General features: G+C 34.4%; 14 protein-coding genes. 4 read left to right on the top strand and 10 right to left on the bottom strand.

Going from position 1 to position 18,003, the window contains the following annotated elements; translation table 11 throughout:
• Positions 1-81: 81 nt before the first annotated feature.
• On the bottom strand, positions 82-915 hold the full coding sequence (yidC, locus tag HMPREF3239_RS03185; RefSeq protein ID WP_070854686.1) for a membrane protein insertase YidC: 834 nt from the start codon (positions 913-915) through the stop codon (positions 82-84).
• Between the two features lie 98 nt (positions 916-1,013).
• Complete coding sequence (locus HMPREF3239_RS03180) at positions 1,014-2,507, bottom strand: serine hydrolase domain-containing protein (protein WP_070854685.1); 1,494 nt, start codon at positions 2,505-2,507, stop codon at positions 1,014-1,016.
• 279 nt (positions 2,508-2,786) lie between these two features.
• Here HMPREF3239_RS03180 and HMPREF3239_RS03175 point away from each other — a divergent pair, with 279 nt between their 5' ends.
• Entirely contained in the window at positions 2,787-4,613 is a 1,827-nt protein-coding gene (locus HMPREF3239_RS03175) for an APC family permease (protein WP_070854684.1), read from the top strand.
• 63 nt (positions 4,614-4,676) lie between these two features.
• On the opposite strand, the gene HMPREF3239_RS03170 is transcribed toward HMPREF3239_RS03175, so the two are convergent.
• Entirely contained in the window at positions 4,677-6,884 is a 2,208-nt protein-coding gene (locus HMPREF3239_RS03170) for a cation:proton antiporter domain-containing protein (protein WP_070854683.1), read from the bottom strand.
• A 333-nt stretch (positions 6,885-7,217) separates the two neighbouring features.
• Positions 7,218-8,618: an amino acid permease gene (locus HMPREF3239_RS03165; RefSeq protein WP_070854682.1), complete on the bottom strand. Its 1,401-nt coding sequence runs from the start codon at positions 8,616-8,618 to the stop codon at positions 7,218-7,220.
• A 309-nt stretch (positions 8,619-8,927) separates the two neighbouring features.
• Between HMPREF3239_RS03165 and HMPREF3239_RS03160 the strand changes: the two genes are divergently transcribed.
• A complete protein-coding gene (locus HMPREF3239_RS03160; RefSeq protein WP_070854681.1) occupies positions 8,928-9,746 on the top strand; it encodes a metallophosphoesterase in 819 nt (272 codons plus the stop codon).
• A gap of 62 nt (positions 9,747-9,808) precedes the next feature.
• Here HMPREF3239_RS03160 and HMPREF3239_RS03155 read toward each other — a convergent pair whose 3' ends face one another.
• Positions 9,809-10,420, bottom strand: a complete 612-nt coding sequence (locus HMPREF3239_RS03155; protein WP_053028725.1) for a C39 family peptidase — start codon at positions 10,418-10,420, stop codon at positions 9,809-9,811.
• 142 nt (positions 10,421-10,562) lie between these two features.
• On the opposite strand from HMPREF3239_RS03155, the gene HMPREF3239_RS03150 reads away from it, so the two are divergent.
• Positions 10,563-11,042, top strand: coding sequence for a GyrI-like domain-containing protein (locus HMPREF3239_RS03150; RefSeq protein WP_070854680.1), 480 nt, complete (start codon positions 10,563-10,565; stop codon positions 11,040-11,042).
• Positions 11,043-11,312: 270 nt separating this feature from the next.
• On the opposite strand, the gene HMPREF3239_RS03145 is transcribed toward HMPREF3239_RS03150, so the two are convergent.
• From HMPREF3239_RS03145 to HMPREF3239_RS03125, 5 genes are all read right to left on the bottom strand, one after another.
• On the bottom strand, positions 11,313-12,068 hold the full coding sequence (locus HMPREF3239_RS03145; protein WP_256323735.1) for a class I SAM-dependent methyltransferase: 756 nt from the start codon (positions 12,066-12,068) through the stop codon (positions 11,313-11,315).
• A gap of 20 nt (positions 12,069-12,088) precedes the next feature.
• Positions 12,089-12,757 (bottom strand): iron-sulfur cluster repair di-iron protein ScdA, encoded by a 669-nt coding sequence (scdA, locus tag HMPREF3239_RS03140; RefSeq protein ID WP_070854678.1) that lies wholly within the window; start codon positions 12,755-12,757, stop codon positions 12,089-12,091.
• A 216-nt stretch (positions 12,758-12,973) separates the two neighbouring features.
• Positions 12,974-14,173 carry a putative multidrug effflux MFS transporter TcaB gene (locus HMPREF3239_RS03135; protein ID WP_070854677.1) on the bottom strand — a complete coding sequence of 400 codons (1,200 nt, stop codon included), beginning with the start codon at positions 14,171-14,173 and terminating at the stop codon, positions 12,974-12,976.
• 235 nt (positions 14,174-14,408) lie between these two features.
• A complete protein-coding gene (locus HMPREF3239_RS03130) occupies positions 14,409-15,203 on the bottom strand; it encodes a hypothetical protein (RefSeq protein ID WP_070854676.1) in 795 nt (264 codons plus the stop codon).
• A gap of 17 nt (positions 15,204-15,220) precedes the next feature.
• Positions 15,221-16,366 carry a glycerate kinase gene (locus HMPREF3239_RS03125; RefSeq protein WP_070854675.1) on the bottom strand — a complete coding sequence of 382 codons (1,146 nt, stop codon included), beginning with the start codon at positions 16,364-16,366 and terminating at the stop codon, positions 15,221-15,223.
• A gap of 138 nt (positions 16,367-16,504) precedes the next feature.
• Here HMPREF3239_RS03125 and HMPREF3239_RS03120 point away from each other — a divergent pair, with 138 nt between their 5' ends.
• Positions 16,505-17,977 (top strand): hypothetical protein, encoded by a 1,473-nt coding sequence (locus HMPREF3239_RS03120; protein ID WP_070854674.1) that lies wholly within the window; start codon positions 16,505-16,507, stop codon positions 17,975-17,977.
• The last annotated feature ends 26 nt before the right edge of the window (positions 17,978-18,003 follow it).

Raw genomic sequence — 18,003 nt, 5'->3', positions numbered from 1 at the left:
CTTCTCAGTTCAGTCAGCTACTGCGAATTTGCAATTAGCTTATAACAGTGCTTGTTGTATTGATAGAATGTTTTTATTACTTTAAGCCTTATCATCGTTAGTCTTATTTTGACGTTGTTGCTCAATTTGTCGTTTAAGTTGTTCACCTGCTGCTTTACCCACTTTTGCATAATGGCTATGTGCAAAATGCATTTGAATAATTAAAAATGTTGCACTGACTGCCCAATATAAACTTAGTGCAGAAGCGGATTGTAGTGACGCATATATTATAAATAATGGTGATAGCACCATCATGACGTAATAAGTGCGACGTTCTTCCTTTGGATAATGCATGGCATTGACTAGCGGTTGAATAAAATAAAGCAAGGCCGCAATAAAGGTCATAATTAAATCCGTATGCATTAAGTTGAACCATAAAAAGTGAGGGTGCTCGATAATCCCGCCACTTGTTGGATATTTAATACATGCGTATAAACCTAATAAGATTGGGATTTGAATTAATATTGGTAATGTGCCAATAAGGCTTTTGAATGGATTAATACCATAGTCGTTGTACTTTTTCATCAATAGCTTATTTGCCGCAGTACGTTCCTCTTGTGTTTCCGCGTTCTTAAGTTTATCTTGTAGTTTCTCAATTTCAGGTTTAACGACTTGCGTTTTTCCACGCATCATGTGGATATTCTTTACTTGGATAAACATCAACGGCATTAATACAAGTCGGATGAGAAGCACAATCATAATAATAGCTAATCCATAATTTTCATGGAATGTACGACCTAAGAAGTGAAGTAACATATCCATTGGCTTAACAAATATCGTATAAAAGAACCCATGTTGATCTTCTTTATGAGAATAGTCACATCCAGCCAATAACATGACGATACTCATTAAGAATAAGGAACATTTTTTTCTCATGTCTAATCTCCTATGTGCTTGAGGTCTTTAATAATCTTAGTCTTTAATACATTTAGCTTAACATATTCGCTCGTTAATCATAGCAGTTTATCGCAATTTTATGATTTTGACGCTTTTGATACTGTTATTATTTTTAAAAGTATGAAAGCATAAAGACTCGTTAATAATGTGATAACACTTAATAAACAAATTTTAGCTGATATCGGTAGCCAAGACATTATAAACTGCCAATCAGAACCATTGAGTAACAATGAAGGTAATACATGTAATAAGCCTAAAACGAATATAAAGATAACAGAAAGTATGCACATGCGATATTGAGTATTGCGGTGATTGATACGCAATTGAATTGGGCGGTGGTGAATGATGTGACGATATACACCTATTAAAATGACTACCACAGCCATCCAAATAACAATTGAGATGACAGTAATCACAATTTGGTGCTGAAGAATATCATGTTGAATTGTGTCAACGTGTTGGCCCTGGCTTAATTGTGTATTTAAATGTTTCGCAAGTGTTGGAATGTGATCAGAATAAGCATTTGCGAGAATAACAATGCCATAGTCTTTCTTAGGATTTAAAATAATATAAGATGAGTAGTTCTCAAGTGTACCCGGATGATAGATAAGTGTCTCTTGATTTTGACGAGTAACAAACCAACCAGTTGCATATTTGGAATGATCATCATCATGTGTTTGTACTTTAGGTTTGTGTGTCGCTTCTACTAACGCTTTCAAATGTTTCGGTGGATGAAGTTGAAATTTTATCCAAGGTTGCAAGTCATTCGTGCTAGCCATCAAATAAGCTGACGGGTTATCACCAATGTTAAATGTTGGGTGATCCGCGTAGGCTTTGCGATGTTTAATATCGTAACCTTGTGCATCATGCGCACCTTTATGATTATTCTCTTTAGTAGAAATATGCGACATATTTAAAGGGTTGAAAATGTGTTCACGCATGTAAGTTGAATAGGGAGAGTGAGATACATTTTGAACAATTAACCCCAAAATATTGTAGTTCATATTCGAATATTCAAATTGTTCTCCTGGTCGATGGTTTAATGACCGACCATTAATACTTTTCACAATGCCTTCTAAATCATTAGTCTTTTTAGTAATACGGTCATTATTAGTTATATCTCCTGGAATCCCACTTGTTTGAGCAATTAACTGGTTAATGGTGATGTCTACCTTTTTTCCTTTATAAGTCATATGAAAATTAGGAATGTATTGACTGATGTGATCATTTAATTGAATTTTACCTTCGCTGACGAGTTGCATAATAGCGTAGCCTGTCATTGCCTTAGAATTCGAAGCAATTTCGAAACGCGTATTAGGTGTTACTTTATGTTTATTTTCGATGTTTGCATAGCCGTAGCCTTTATTAAGTAACACGTTATTATCTTTAATCATTAACACTGAAACACCCGGTATATGACCATCGTCCATCTCACTTTTAACCATGTTATCTAAATAATCTTGAGAAGTAGGACTGAACATTGAATACGTCGGTTGCCATTTTATTATAATCGAACAGATAAGTAAGATAACAATTAATACGATACTACTGAAAAGTATGGTCTTTTTCATTTTAATTCCTCTATTTTATGATTTAAGTAGCGAACAATTTACTATATTAACGACATTAGTATAGCAAGTTTTTGTTTAAATTGCTCTTAAATCTCTGTCATAGATTGTTTGCTATTTATTTTCCAAATAAATAATGGGTAAAATCCAACTAAATATTACTGTAAAATGTAACTAATATAGTAAAAAATAACATTAAAATTGTAGGGATAGCTATACTTTTCATCAAAATGGGAGTATATTTTATCCATTGAATTTGAATATAAAGAGGTAAAGAGTATTATGTTCACTCAATTTAAAAGACTTTTAATTGGTAAACCTAAAAGAAATCGTGATTTGAAGAACGAGAAAATCAGTAATTTCAAGGCTTTAGCAATACTTTCTTCTGATGCATTGTCTTCAGTAGCTTATGGTCCAGAGCAGATTTTGATTACGCTAGCAGTTGTTGGTGCAGTTGCATCTTGGTATACGTTGCCAATAGCATGTGGCGTATTAATACTGTTAGCGGCTTTAATCTTATCTTACCGCCAAGTCATTTATGCCTACCCTAAAGGTGGCGGGGCGTATATGGTTTCTAAGACAAACTTAGGAGAAAAATGGGGACTCGTAGCAGGAGGTTCATTACTTGTTGATTATATATTAACTGTAGCGGTAAGTATTTCTTCAGGCGCAGATGCGTTTGTAGCCGCCTTTCCATCGCTATATCATCATAAAGTATTGATTGCATGTTTACTCGTGCTATTTATTTTAATTATGAATTTACGTGGTTTGACAGAATCGGCTACAGTATTGTCATATCCAGTTTATTTATTCATTATAGGGTTAATAATTATGATTGTTGTGGGCGCTTGGAAAGTTGCAACTGGCCAAGCTGAACCACATATGCATGCAACAGTAGGAACAGCTGTACCAGGTGTGACATTATTCTTGTTACTTAAAGCATTCTCATCAGGTGCCTCATCTTTAACCGGTGTAGAAGCCATATCTAATGCGGTAACGAATTTCAAAGATCCTGGCCCTAAAAATGCGGTTAAAACGTTAATCGCAATGGGAAGTATCCTGGCATTTCTATTAGTAGGTATTGTCGGTTTAGCCTACTGGTATGGTGTTATGCCTGAAACGGAAACAACTGTATTATCACAATTAGCAATGAACATTCTAGGACACAATGCCGGTTACTATTTTGTTCAAGCAACAACAGTAATGATTTTAGTTTTAGCAGCGAACACAGGATTTACTGCATTCCCAATGCTTGCAGCAAGTATGGCCAAAGATAAATATATGCCACGTATGTTTAGTGTGCGTGGAGATCGATTAGGCTATTCAAACTCTATTATTACTTTAGGTGTAGGGGCAATTTTACTTATCATTATTTTTGAAGGTAAAACTGAGAACTTGATTCCACTCTATGCTGTAGGTGTATTTATCCCGTTCACATTAGCACAATATGGTATGGTGCTTAAATGGGTCAGAGGAAGAGAGAAAGGCTGGTCTCGTAAACTGATAGCCAATGCGATAGGTGGAACAATCACATTTATCGTATTTATGATTTTCTTAATCACTAAATTTAGTCATGTATGGCCAATATTAATCTTTTTACCTTTGATTGTAATTGTATTTTTACGAATCAAAGGGCATTACAAAGATATTGCTAAACAATTGAAATCAACTGCTATGGTACAAGATATGCCTATCGTTGATAAAAACTTGGCGCTTGTTCCAGTCAGCACGATTACGTCAGCCATTGATAAATCTGTATATTACGCTCAAATGATTGCTGATGATGTTATCGCAGTGCATGTTTCATTTGGTGATGAAGCAGATAAATGCTTTGCTGAAAAATGGGAACGTCATTTTCCAGATGTACGTTTAGTCATTTTGCATTCGGAATATCGAAGTGTTATTAGACCAATCTCACGCTTTATTGATAAAATTAATAAAAAAGCGAATGATAAAAATTATGTCATTACTGTTGTGGTTCCACAGTTTATTACAAAAAAATCTTGGCATAATTTCTTACACAATCAAACGAGTATTAGATTAAAAATGCATTTGTTCTATCAAAAGAATGTCATTTTAGCCACAGTACCGTTTAAATTGCATAAATAAGTTGAAAACCATATAGAAGCGCCCATAGATAATGCGTAGCATTAACTATGGGCTTTATTAGTTTTAGTGTGCATTGCTCGCTTCGTGTGCTAAAACAATCTCATTATAGTTAATATTTTCTCTCAATTGGGTTGCAACTTCATTCGTTACTTTATTTCGAGAAATCAATTCATCTAAAATGGTACGTTGGATATATAATGCTTCAAGTTTTGCATCATGTTGTTGAAGGGTTGTAAGTTCATACGTTTCTTTGTTTTCTGCTCTTTGTTGCTTTCTATTTTTATTGTGACGTAGTGTACGTGATAAATTGTGATATTGGTTAATAATTAAACTAACTTCTAATACGTTTGAACTGTTTTGTTCTTCACGCATTTTCATAATGACATTGTGGTTTACGACACGCATTAATTGTTGAACTTTATTAAAGCTATTTGCAAATGCTTCTTTTTGAACCTTTTTAGCATTTTTCGCTTTTTCACGTTCTACTTTATACGCTTCACGTTTCGCTTTAATATCCATTTTATTCTGTTCTGTCGTTGCTTGATGTTCTTCTTTTAATAATGCACGATTTTCTTTATGAATACGGTGTGCTTCTTTTCTGGATTCTTTTCGAGCTTTAAAGCGTAACCCAATCAATTTAAAGAAGCGGTTTATCTTTCTTAATATCGACATTTCTCGATAAGATTGACTAAATTCCATAATATTGCGGTAGTCTGTTAAATCTTTTTTAGTAATTCTTTCTTTCTCGATTAAACGTTCTAACGTTCTTGTTTCTTCTTCTTCAGCGATTTCTTGCAGTCGTCGTAATTCCTTCGTATTTTTATTATCTGGTTCCATATTGATTAAGAATGATAATTCATTAAAATATTGGTTTAAAATTGGTCGATAATCCATCTGCTTTCCTTCTGAGTTTTTCGTCTTAAAGGCATCAAGAACTTGTTGAACCATAAAAATTTTGGCTGATTGATAGGACATACCTTTAAATTCTGACATTTGTTCAGAAGGTGTGATCAGTGGTAGTACCACTTGGGCGAGAATTAAGCTTGTTAAGACCATAAAGGAAGCGATAAACAATAAGTCATTACGATATATAAATTCTTGGTTACCATCCATCATATACGGAAGTGTGAGCGCCATAGATAATGAAATGGTACCGTGTATGCCACACATCGTCATGATGAAGGCATAATGCTTCCGTTTCGGTGGCCCAGCATCTTCTTCATCATCTAGGTAGGATTGAACGTTGTTTGGATAGTAAAAATCTTTAAATAACATATACACCCAAATAAATCTAAATACGTAAATGGCAAGTGCAATTAATAGAGCGGTTGTAATTAGGAATACAATGTTCTGCGGTTCGTCATGAATAATTTCCATTACGACTTCGGGAACAATATAACCTAAAACAACAAAGACGAAACCATTTAATGCATAACTAAGCGTGTTCCATATTTGGTTATAGTTCATTTGTAATTCTGTTTGGGCACGAATTAAACGATCACGTTCTAAACCGTGGATTAAACCTGCAACAACAACGGCAATAATTCCAGATGCATGAAGTTCTTCGCCAATGAAATAAACAGCAAATGGCGTGAGTAATTGGATAAACGTTAACGTATTACTGTCTTTCATACCTTTATTGGTCGTTAGATATACTCTTAATGTCACAACTAACGCGCCAACGATGATACCAATCAATACACCTAAAATCGTTGAAACAATAAATTGACCTATCGCATCAAATGCTGAAAAGCTACCCGTTACAAGTGCGGTAACTGCAATTTTGAATGAGATAATACCTGCAGCGTCATTAAGTAATGATTCACCTTCAAGAATGGACATGGATCCTTTAGGTAAAATTTTACCTTTCGTGATTGCAGAAACTGCGACAGCATCTGTTGGGCAAAGAATGGCAGCAATTGCAAAAGCTGCTGGCATTGGTAAATCAGCCCAAATCCAATGAATAAAGAAACCGACGCCGATCACTGTAGCAAATACAAGCGCCATAGCCATTAAAATAATCGGTTTACGATATTCAAGTAACTTTGTTCTTGAAATATGTGTACCTTCCACAAATAGTAGTGGGGCGATGACTGCCATCATAAATACTTCCGATTCAAATTCAAAATGCATCGGGATGGGCAATACGAATAAGCAGACACCTAAGGCAATTTGAATAAATGCAGTGGGAATTTTAGGGAACCTATTATAAATAATAGAACTAATAATCACTGCGAATATGAATAATAAAAATGCTTCTAATAGCTCCATGAATAACTCCTTTAATAAATTGAATAATCATAGTTTACCATGTGATAGGATAAGCTACCAAAAAATGGCAGACGATTTGATAAATAGTAAATGATTTAGTGTAAGTATTTTTTTGTATACCATATTTAAGATTGTTATAAACGGAGTTTGATAATGAGGTTGTGAGCATAGGTTAACTGATAGGGATTAAGTTGAATAAGATTAGTATCATCTTATATAGCGTTTTGAAATAATAAAAGTGGAGGGAGTGGGACAGAATTCTTTTGAATTCGTCGTCCCACTCCCTCCACTTTAGTGGTTTATTGATATGGATGATTGATGGTTGAGCTTTCATTAGTAATTGATTGAATTACGACCTTGACTACGTGTTCGTTCTGCTAAATCTTCTGCATTAAATTTATATTTTTTATAGAAGATGAACAAGAAGATAAACCATATTGGTGAAATGAATATTGCTGCTCTAGTGTCTTCACTAAAGAATAACAGTACAAACACAAATGCAAAGAATGCAAGTACGACGTATGCACTTTTTAATCCACCAAAAAGTTTGAATTTATTTTTATGGTGTTCTTCTGGATTTTTCTTCACAAAAATAATATAAGAAATAATAATCATCGCCCATACTACTAAAAATAGTACAGTTGAAAGTGTTGTTACATAGATAAATAGTTTGATAGCATCTGGGAAAATAAAGTTTAATAACGCAGCTGCTAATAATGTTCCAGATGATACTAACATAGATAAGTATGGCACACTGTTACCATTTGTTTTACTTAAAACTTTAGGTCCTAAACCTTGTTTAGCAAGCCCAAATAGAATACGGCTGTTTGAGTAAATACCACTGTTTGTTGCTGATGCAGCTGCAGTTAGTACAACGAAGTTAACAAGTCCAGCAGCAAATGGTAAGCCGATTAAGCTAAACATGGTTACGAAAGGACTACTATTTGAATCGATTTTATTCCAAGGAATGACAGACATGATAACTAATAAACCGCCTACGTAGAATAATAGAATACGGAGTGGTACGTTGTTGATCGCTTTAGGGATGACATTTCTAGGATCTTTCGTTTCACCCGCTGTTACCCCGATAAGTTCTATACCAATAAATGAATATACTGCAATTTGGAATGCCATCAAGAATCCAAATGGCCCATTAGGGAATATACCACCATGATTTGTTAAGTTACTAAATGAAGCGTGACCATAAGAGGTTTTGAATGAGAAGAATATCATGACTAAACCTACAATAATCATCGCTATGATAGTTATAATTTTAATAATTGAGAACCAGAATTCTAACTCACCGAATAATTTTGCACCTAACATGTTAAATGAGATTAACATTAGTACGATAAATAAAACGGTGATCCAATGTGGTACTTGAGGGAACCAGAAACTAAAATATTGTCCCATAGCTGTTAAATCTGACATGCTTGAAGCAATCCATGCAAGCCAATATGTCCAGCCTATGACGAATCCTGCAAAAGGACCTATGTATTCGTTCGCAATATCTACAAATGAATTAAAGCGTGTATTACTTAATAATAATTCTCCAAGTGCGCGCATGAATGCGAACATAACCATGCCGATAATCATGTATGTTAATAAGAGGGAAGGCCCTGTTAAAGCAATTGTTTGACCTGAACCTAAGAATAATCCTGTACCAATTGCGCCCCCAATCGCAATTAATTGAATATGCCTGTTGCTTAGTTCTCTTTCCAATTGTCTAGCCATATACTTCCTCCTTAGAAAGCAGTGATGTGTTTTTAAATTTTAGTGTAAACGCTTTCTTTTATATGTAAAAAATTTGCTTTTAACAAAGTATTAAGTAAATCACATTAATTGTTAAATATCAGATATTAAGTGAAAACAATAATAATTGTTCACAAATGATGTAACTTTGCTAAAAGGTATTTTTATTATACGCTTAATTCAATGAAATATAAACAAATTTCTGAAAATTTAATAAACAGATTTATTTATTATTCATAATAACTATGACATAATGATTTCAATTCAAAACAAGTAAGAGGGACGACACGAATGAAGATAGGTGCAATTTCAGATTTACATATTGATCGACATCCTAAACTAGAGCCAAAGGTATATCTTGAAACGCTTGTACAACTGGTTCAACAGAGGGATGTGGCATTACTATTAATTGCTGGAGATGTGTCTAATCATTTTCAGCAGAGTTATCAATTTATTCAAGATTTAAAAGCAAAATGTGGTATTCCAGTCTTATTTGTGCCAGGGAACCATGATTATTGGACTTCTGAAGCCTCGTTAACATCATCAGAAATTTATGATTTCTATGTGGATAAGCCAGAATGTTTAATTGGAAAACCGTATATTATAAATGAGAATTGGGCAGTTGTTGGGCATACGGCTTGGTATGATTATCGGTATGCGGATGATAAATTTGATTTGGAACGCATCCAAAGAGGGAAGTATTACGGTGCAACATGGCAAGATAAAGTGAAAATCGACTGTGATATTGAAGATAGAGCATTATCTAAGCAGGCTGCTAACCAAATTCAACATGACTTAGAACAAGTAAAGGATAAACAGATTATTCTAATGACGCATATTGTGACGCATCCACAATTTGTTGTACCAACGCCACATCGTATTTTTGATTTCTTTAATGCATATATAGGTACGAAAGACGTTGATGCGTTTTATCAGACGTATCCTATTCGTTATAGCATAATGGGACACGTACATTTTCGTAAGACGTTGTCCGAAGCAGGGGTTACTTATATTTGTCCTTGTTTAGGGTATCAACGACAATGGCGAACAACTGATCTTATGCAAGAGCTCGATGCGTCGTTAGTTACATTTGAAGTGCGTGATGCATAAAAAATCAGTGAGGTTGAGATACAATTAACATTGACTCAATCTCACTTAAATAGTGGTCTATATTACACTTGAAGATAAATACATGTACGACCAGGTGCATTAAAGCTACGTTCTAATTTTTGCTTTGCAATTTTGATGACTTGAAAGCGATTAGGCACAATGGCAGGAAAGATAAAGTGTTTAAATAAGTGACTCCACAAAGGATCAATATAATAGTAGAATTGATCATCATATCCGATTAATAGTGTGATGTGAATGTTGGACACTAATTCTTTCTTATGATCATCGAATTTGAAATATTTGCGGAAAGGTTTACGACCTAAATTAGTATGATACATTATAACTGGTTGGCCAGAATCGATGACAGCTTCTAGTGATGACAAATCAGTACCTGTACCGTCTACAATTCGATCGTCAATCGTTTGTAAATAAGGTACATAAGCATCAGGAAAGATTGTTTGATGATGACCAAATTTGACGAGTAAATGATGACCAACATATCCTTTATAAGGATTATTAGGATGCTTAGGCCAATGACTCATGATTTCAGTAGCTTTAATATTATGATTGTTATATTGAAGTAACATTGCTGCTGAAACACCTTCACATCCCATTACCATTGGAATTGGAAAGAGTTGGCTAATTGGTTTAATTGGTAGTATCGTTCTTTTCATCATGATTCTCCTCAAAGACAGTCTCTATTGATGTCCATCATTTAGTTTAAGTAAATTTATTATATACCTTAGTCGTCACGGCGTATATCAATACGGATTGTGTGATGATGTATTATTAATTAGAAAATGGGGGGGCATAGCAATGACAATGCAATACAGATTTGAACATTTAGGTGAGGTTCAACTTATAGGCGTTTTAAGAGAGTATACGACTGGTGAAGCAATGCAACAGGATATACCAGCATTTTGGCAAGAAATGAATGAAACAGGTGTGGTCAAAGCTTTAACTCAATATAGTAATCAAACTTTAACTGGCTTATTAGGCGTTATCATACCACGTGAAAATCGTATAGATTATTTTATTGGCGTGCCTCATGACGGTTTGAATAACAATGATTCAAATTTCGAAGCAATCAAGTTAATGGCACACAACTATGTCGTTATTGATGCGAAGGGGCGTGTTACTGAAGCAATTAAAGCAGTGATGCCAAAAATCTATACAGAATTATTGCCTCAAGCGGCATTTAAAACGATTCAAGCACTTATGTTTGAACATTATTTACCGGGAAATACTCAAAGCCCTGACTACATTACGGAAATATGGATGCCTATAAAAGAATAGACTAGAACTAAGAGAGGCTGGGGCATAAATAATATAATAATGCTATTTAGCAAATTCGCAGTAGCTGACTGAACTGAAAAGGCGCTTAAATCAAGCTTTTCTCAGTTCTAGTCATCTTTGCGGGCGGGGCCCCAGCAGAGAGAATTTCATTAAGAAATTCCACAAGCAAAGCAAGTTGGGAGCGGACGACGAATTTAAAAGAATTCGGTCCCACTCCCCTTCTCAGTTCTAGTCATTTGTGCAACATAAGCCATGTAGGATTGTGTTGCTTTATTTTTTTACAGCATGAACGATATAATTCATGTTCTTTTTGTGTCTTCGCATCGTTTTAAACATAGTGAAGAACATTTTACGGTTAGATGGTTTTAACGCATTTTTAATAATAGTTAAGGTGCCAAGTAGGCCTTCATCACGCATCAAACCAATTGGTGTCATTAACGACAGTGGACCGATTTGCGATTCGATATTCGAGAATCCGGCCTCTTGATAGAGTTGGTACCAGCTTTCAGGCGTTAAAGGTGTCACCTTCATATTAATGGCTTGACTCAATTCATCAATGACCGTTTCAGTATTTTGTCTATTGATAATTGCAATATCATGTGTAAGTATAACACCATTCGGCTTCAATACACGATAATACTCTTTTAAGACCTTCTCTTTAATTGGATAAGGTAACATTGTGAGCATTGCTTCATTAAGAATAATATCGAAGCTTTGATCTTCAAAGGGTAGTTTCATTGCATTTGCTTGCGTTAAATGAATGAGCGACTCTAAATTGTGTTTCGCCACATTTCGTTTACCGTTTTCTAATGCGGTTTTATTCAAATCGACGCCTTCAATATGGCATTGATAAGTTTGTGCTAATTCAATAGAAGTTGTACACATATTACATGCGACTTCTAAGACACGTTTATCACTTGAAAAATGCCCTTTATTAATAAGCCAATTTGTCGCAAGCACACCACCCGGACGTAAACGCTTTTTACCTAATTGTGCTAAAAACGTATGGCCAGCAATTTTAGTCACCATAATCAACACTTCCTGTCCTAACTGAATTTGTTAAAGAGTACATGATTTTCTAGATGTACATGTTCATGGGTTTCACGCTCTAAATTCTCAAGACGGTTATAGACCAATCTCCAAGTTTGACAAGCTTCACTCGGCGGTTGATATTGGTTCGTTAATTCACGCATATCTTCTAATAATTGTCCTGTGTGCGTGTGATCATCAACTAAGCTTTGGATAATATCTGAAGCATGATCCACTTCTTCACCACGAGAAAGTTTAATTAATGCAGGGAAGTCGTGTTCATCTTCTTGAGCCATATGCTCAAGCATACCATCACGATATTGACGATATAAGTCTTGTAATTGAATTAAAAATGGATGGTTTGGCCCATGGACTTTTGCCACTTTGGTAACATAAGGAGATAAATTCTTGAACTCTTCACGCATTGTCTCATGATAGCGCGATTGTATATATTGTATGAGTGAAGGTGCATCAAGATATTTTACATTGATGTTTCCTTGATCATGTATAGGAAGTGCATTAATTTCTTCTATTAATGTATCTGCATCTATTTTTTTATTTTTAACTGCTTCATTTATAGTGATGTTACCGCCACAACAAAAGTCGATACCATATTTTCTAAATATATCCGCACTTAATGGCATGTCTGTAACAATGTCTGCAACGATAGATTCATTTGTAATCATTGAAATTCCTCCTTCATTTGTTTTCATTATAATCAATAAGAATGATTTTCAATTAGGAAAAATTGTATTGTCACCTATTTGTTGGAAAGTTATTGAAAAATTGTGAACAATTAGCGTGGATTTATGAATCAATTTATTTTCAAAAAAAGAGGAAGCGGACAACGAATTCATAAAGAATGCTGTCTCACTTCCTAATTCTATGATTCTATTCAATGATTATGCGGGGTTACGATGATTTCTAAAGTAAATAACTTGGAGTGTAATTAATACAATTGCAGTTACGACAATGACAATCATGTATGGTGTTGCATCATATTGTCCTTTGAGTCCTACTATTGGAGAGATGATTCCGCCAAGAATGAATTGGAATAGTCCTAGTAAACTAGAAGCATTACCACTTCCACCCGTACGTTCCTCCATTGCCATAGAAAAACCAAGTGGCCCAATAGATGTGACAGGGCATACGTTTAAGAAAAATGCAATCAGTAAAATCCATAACGGACCATGCATTGATAATGTAATAACAATTAACACGACACCTATTACTTGTATTAACGTTAAGTAAATCATGAGTTTGAAACGATTAATATACTCGACTAAAAGTGCCACAATTTGGCTAACTATGATTAAGCCTACACCATTAATTGCTACCATTATACTGAATTGCTGAGGTGTCATATTGTATAGCTTTTGCGTTATGAATGGTGAAGCGGATGAAAAACTAAATAACATGACATACGTTAATCCTTGTAGCAACATTGGAATGATGAATCGTGGTTTCTTTAATAAACTTCCAAAATCTAAAAAGATGTCTTTAAAGTTTAACGATATATGTTCTGATTGATGTGTGTTCGGCATCGTCGTCACGACACCGATAAGCACAAGTAAACTTATAACGGTCAGAATGACAAAGACAATTCTCCATGAACCAAGTGTCAAAGATAGACCGCCGAGTAAAGGCATGATGATTGTAACAATACCATTAACGACCATCAGTGATGCTAGAAATTTAGCTAATAAATCACCTTGATATCTGTCTCCAGCAAAAGCCTTGGCTATAACTATAATGCCGCCTGCAGTAAAACCTTGGACAAATCGAATACATAAAAATAGCATTAAATTTGATGCAAAGATACCACTCAGTGTAGCTAGGAAGAAAATGCATAATATGATAAGACCCATTCTTTTACGGCCAAATGCATCAGATAATGGTCCGAATAAGAATTGACCTAATGCTAAACCTATCATTGCAAATGATAAGGTGAGTTGGATTTCAGATGTTGATGACCTAAATTGATGTTGTGCTTCAGGTAAAGCAGGAAGGTACATATCAATGATCATAGGTCCGAATGCAGTCATTACACCTAAGACAATAAGTAGCAATAGGGGTAATTTTGTATGTGTTGATGGTTGCATAGTGTGTCTCCTTAAAAAGTTTGCAAATTACATTATATAGGTTTTTTGTGCATTTGTAATTTACAAAATAAAAAAGGAACGAGTTAGAATTCAATTTACCTTCTATCTCGTCCCTTATAACGGTACGCATATCTTAGAAAATATGCTTTATCTATCTTCTCAATATCGTCTACGATAACGTATTTGCAATGTAGATGTAGCGTATTATGTTGTATGTGATGTATTTATGGGTTTATCACTGTGCATTTGTATCACTTGAGTTACCAAGTATACTATTTAATTTCTCCTTAATTTCATCAAATTTTGTATTCACATCATTAAGTAAGTCATTTACTTTACTTTGACTTTCGTTATTTTGTTGCGCGTTATTCGCTTCTTTCAATTTATTTACTTGATCTTGATAAAATTTAGTCAATTTAGAATCTTCGCCTGTTTGTTCACTATTTTTTAAACTATTAATATCATCTTGGATTTGTTTGATTCTTGAGTCTGTATCTACTTTGTCTTTAATGTCATTTTTGGCCTGTTCGACTTGTTGTTTAATGCTATCACTTTGATTTTCTACTTCGTTTTTATAGTCTTTAGATACTTGGTTGTCATTTGAAGTCGTTTGTTGTTCATTACCACTATTATGGTTAAATAGCGCTCTCGTCGCAAATATTGCTACGATAATAAGCAATATTGCAATAATAGCTATAAGCCATTTTTTGGATTTTTTATTTTTTTCATTTTCTTCTTCTAATTGTTGCTCACGTCTGAAGTCACGGTCATTATAATATCTGTTTCCATTGTCGTCATAGTCATCATTACGGCGTTCATAACGCGCTTGATAGTCATAGTCATCATGGTAGCGTTGGTCATCATTTTGATATCTAGGATCATCATCACGATAACGTGCATTGCTACGATTGTATGCTTCTTGGCTTTCACGTCGCTCATGACGTGTACGTTCATCGGCACTTTGTCGATTACGCTTGCGATATTGTTCATCATATTTGTAAGAATCTTTATATTTATCTGTTCGTTTCATGCTAGTCACCTCATATTTCAAATAATTTGTTTCAGTAGTCGAGCAATATTTTCAGCAGTATGTGTCATGTTGCGCTTACCATTACTTAATAGCGATGGTAATGCTTCAGGTTGTTCAATTAAACTAAATGCGCTATCAATACCATGATTGTAAACATCCTGATACCCTTCGCCAAGACTTCCACAAATAGCTATCACTGGAATATGATGTACTTTTGCTGCTTTTGCTACCCCAATGGGTGTCTTACCAAAGACAGTTTGCGCATCCATTTTACCTTCGCCAGTAATAACAAGGTCTGCGTCTTGCACTCTTCTCGAAAAGTCCGTTTCCTTTAACACAATGTCAATGCCTTTAGAAAGTGACGCATTGAAGAATGCAAGAATACCCGTACCCAATCCTCCAGCGGCACCAGCACCTGGAATATCTTTAACATTTAGATTTAATTCTTGTTCTATCATATCATGATAGGTCGCTAGTGCGGAATCCAACTTTGGTATCATCTTAGCGTCAGCACCTTTTTGTGGACTGTAAACTTCAGTTGCACCATTAGGTCCTAGTAATGGGTTTGTTACGTCACAAGCAACCTCAAATGTAACGTCCTTCAGTCTTTGATCTAGATTTGATATGTCTATATGTGCTAGCTCAGATAAATAACCACCACCTAATTGTAAAGGTTGGTGTTGCGCATCTAGAAATTGCGCACCTAATGCACATAACATACCGCTACCACCATCATTAGTAGCACTTCCACCAATGCCTAGAATAATTTTGCTAACATGGTGATTTAGTGCATCTAATATCATTTCGCCTACACCATAAGTTGATGTAATGAGTGGGTTACGTTCGTCTTTTGATAATAAATCTAATCCAGATGATGCAGCCATTTCAATAATGGCAATTTGATCATCATCCGAGCGGGCATATGACGCTTCAATACTTCTATGCAATGGATCGTGTACAGGAATCGTATAGGTTTTAGCATTAAGCGCTTCTTTTAATGCATCTGTTGTGCCTTCACCACCATCAGCCATTGGGATAATGTCATAGTGAATCGCATCATCAAATACTGCTTTAAAACCATCTTGAATGGCTAAACCAGCTTCCTTAGCTGACATACTCTCTTTAAATGAATCAGTAGCAATGACTATTTTTTTAAGATTCATCTTCGCAAACCTCCTAGTGTTGGTATAGTATAAAATAATATTTAAATGTATAATTGATAAAATAAGAATATAATATAATCGATTATGAGAGGTTGATTGTAATTTAAAATCAAACCTTCTGACATAAAGGAGTTCAACATGCATAGACTTAAACAACATGAATTTTACATCTGGATGATTGGATTAATCCTATTTTACGGATACTTAGGTTTCATTATCCCTTTACATAGTACGGATTGGTTTTGGGGGAGTACCCACGGCATACAGGTCGTTAGTAACGCATTTGAAAATTTTAATGGACGGTACATTAGCAATATATTAGAATTCGCAAGTGTTCATTCTATAGTAATGCGGACCATGTCATTTGCACTTATTTCAATCTTTATCGTGTTACTGTTATTAAAGTTATTGAATCAAATAAGTAACACAAACATTTTAATTGTCATTATGGTTTTATTATTTATTATACCCAATTCTTTATTTTCACAAAGCTATGGTAACTTTGAATTTTTTTATACGTATGTTTTTGGGTCATGTTTTTCACTATATCTATTAAGTTTTATATTGAAAGGATTACTTAAGGAAGAAGAATATAGCCGTATAGATGCGTTTATCTTTTGGGGAATATGTATATTAGGACAGTGGTTTGCTGAACCTCTAACGTTTTATAATACTGCAATATTATTGGTTGGCATCATTTACTATGCGATACGTTACCATAAACTTGACTACAGTTTGGTACTTGGATGGTTGCTGTCATTATGTGGTGCAATGATCATGTTATTAAATGAAAAATATATTTATATTTATTCAAGTGTCGAGGCGTTAAGAGGGCACTTAGATATGTTAGGGTTGACTCACAAATTTGAATCATCGCTTCTCAAAGATATTCCAAACAATTTGTTTTTTAATAATAATACGATTTTATCTTTAATCGTAATTATCATTATAATATTACTTTTAAGAAGTAGCACCTTCTCAACTTGGTCTAAAAAGAAACAATTCAGTTTACAAATAGGCATATGTGTATTACCTATCTATAAATTCGTTATATATGAACCTTTCAATGTGAAACAACTATCTGAAACACTGACGTTTGAAGTCATTCATATTGTATTGTGTCTGATATTTATGATGAGTGTTGTCATATCATGCAAGCTCATCGTTCACTCACCATACAATCGGTTGTTGGTAAATATGTCGCTGATTTCAATTCCACTAAGTGTATTACCAGTTGTATTAATTACAGAAGTTTCAGTTAGACAGTTTTATTTGGCTTATCTATTTAGTATGATAATACTCATTATTTTATTTTCAGAATTAAACTTTTTGACTTTGAAACATTATAATATTCTAAAAAGTTGTATAATTATTTTTGCAATTGTAAATATGTTTATTTTCACTGATATACACATTCGTAGTGAACAGAGACTAGAAGATGTGCACGCACAAATGAGTAACAATCAACGTCACATTAAATTATCACATTTGCCATATGAAACGTATTTATTTGAAATGACACCAGCAGATGAAGCGGATGTAACTAACTTCAAAGAGTTTCATCACATTTCAGAGAAATATTCATTTAAAATATTGCCGTTTGAAGATTAAAGAGAATGACGACAAAGGAGAATCAC

This window comes from Staphylococcus sp. HMSC34C02, from assembly GCF_001838705.1.
In the GTDB taxonomy this organism is placed as follows: Bacteria; Bacillota; Bacilli; order Staphylococcales; family Staphylococcaceae; genus Staphylococcus; species Staphylococcus borealis.
This window is presented reverse-complemented; position numbering and strand designations above follow the sequence as displayed.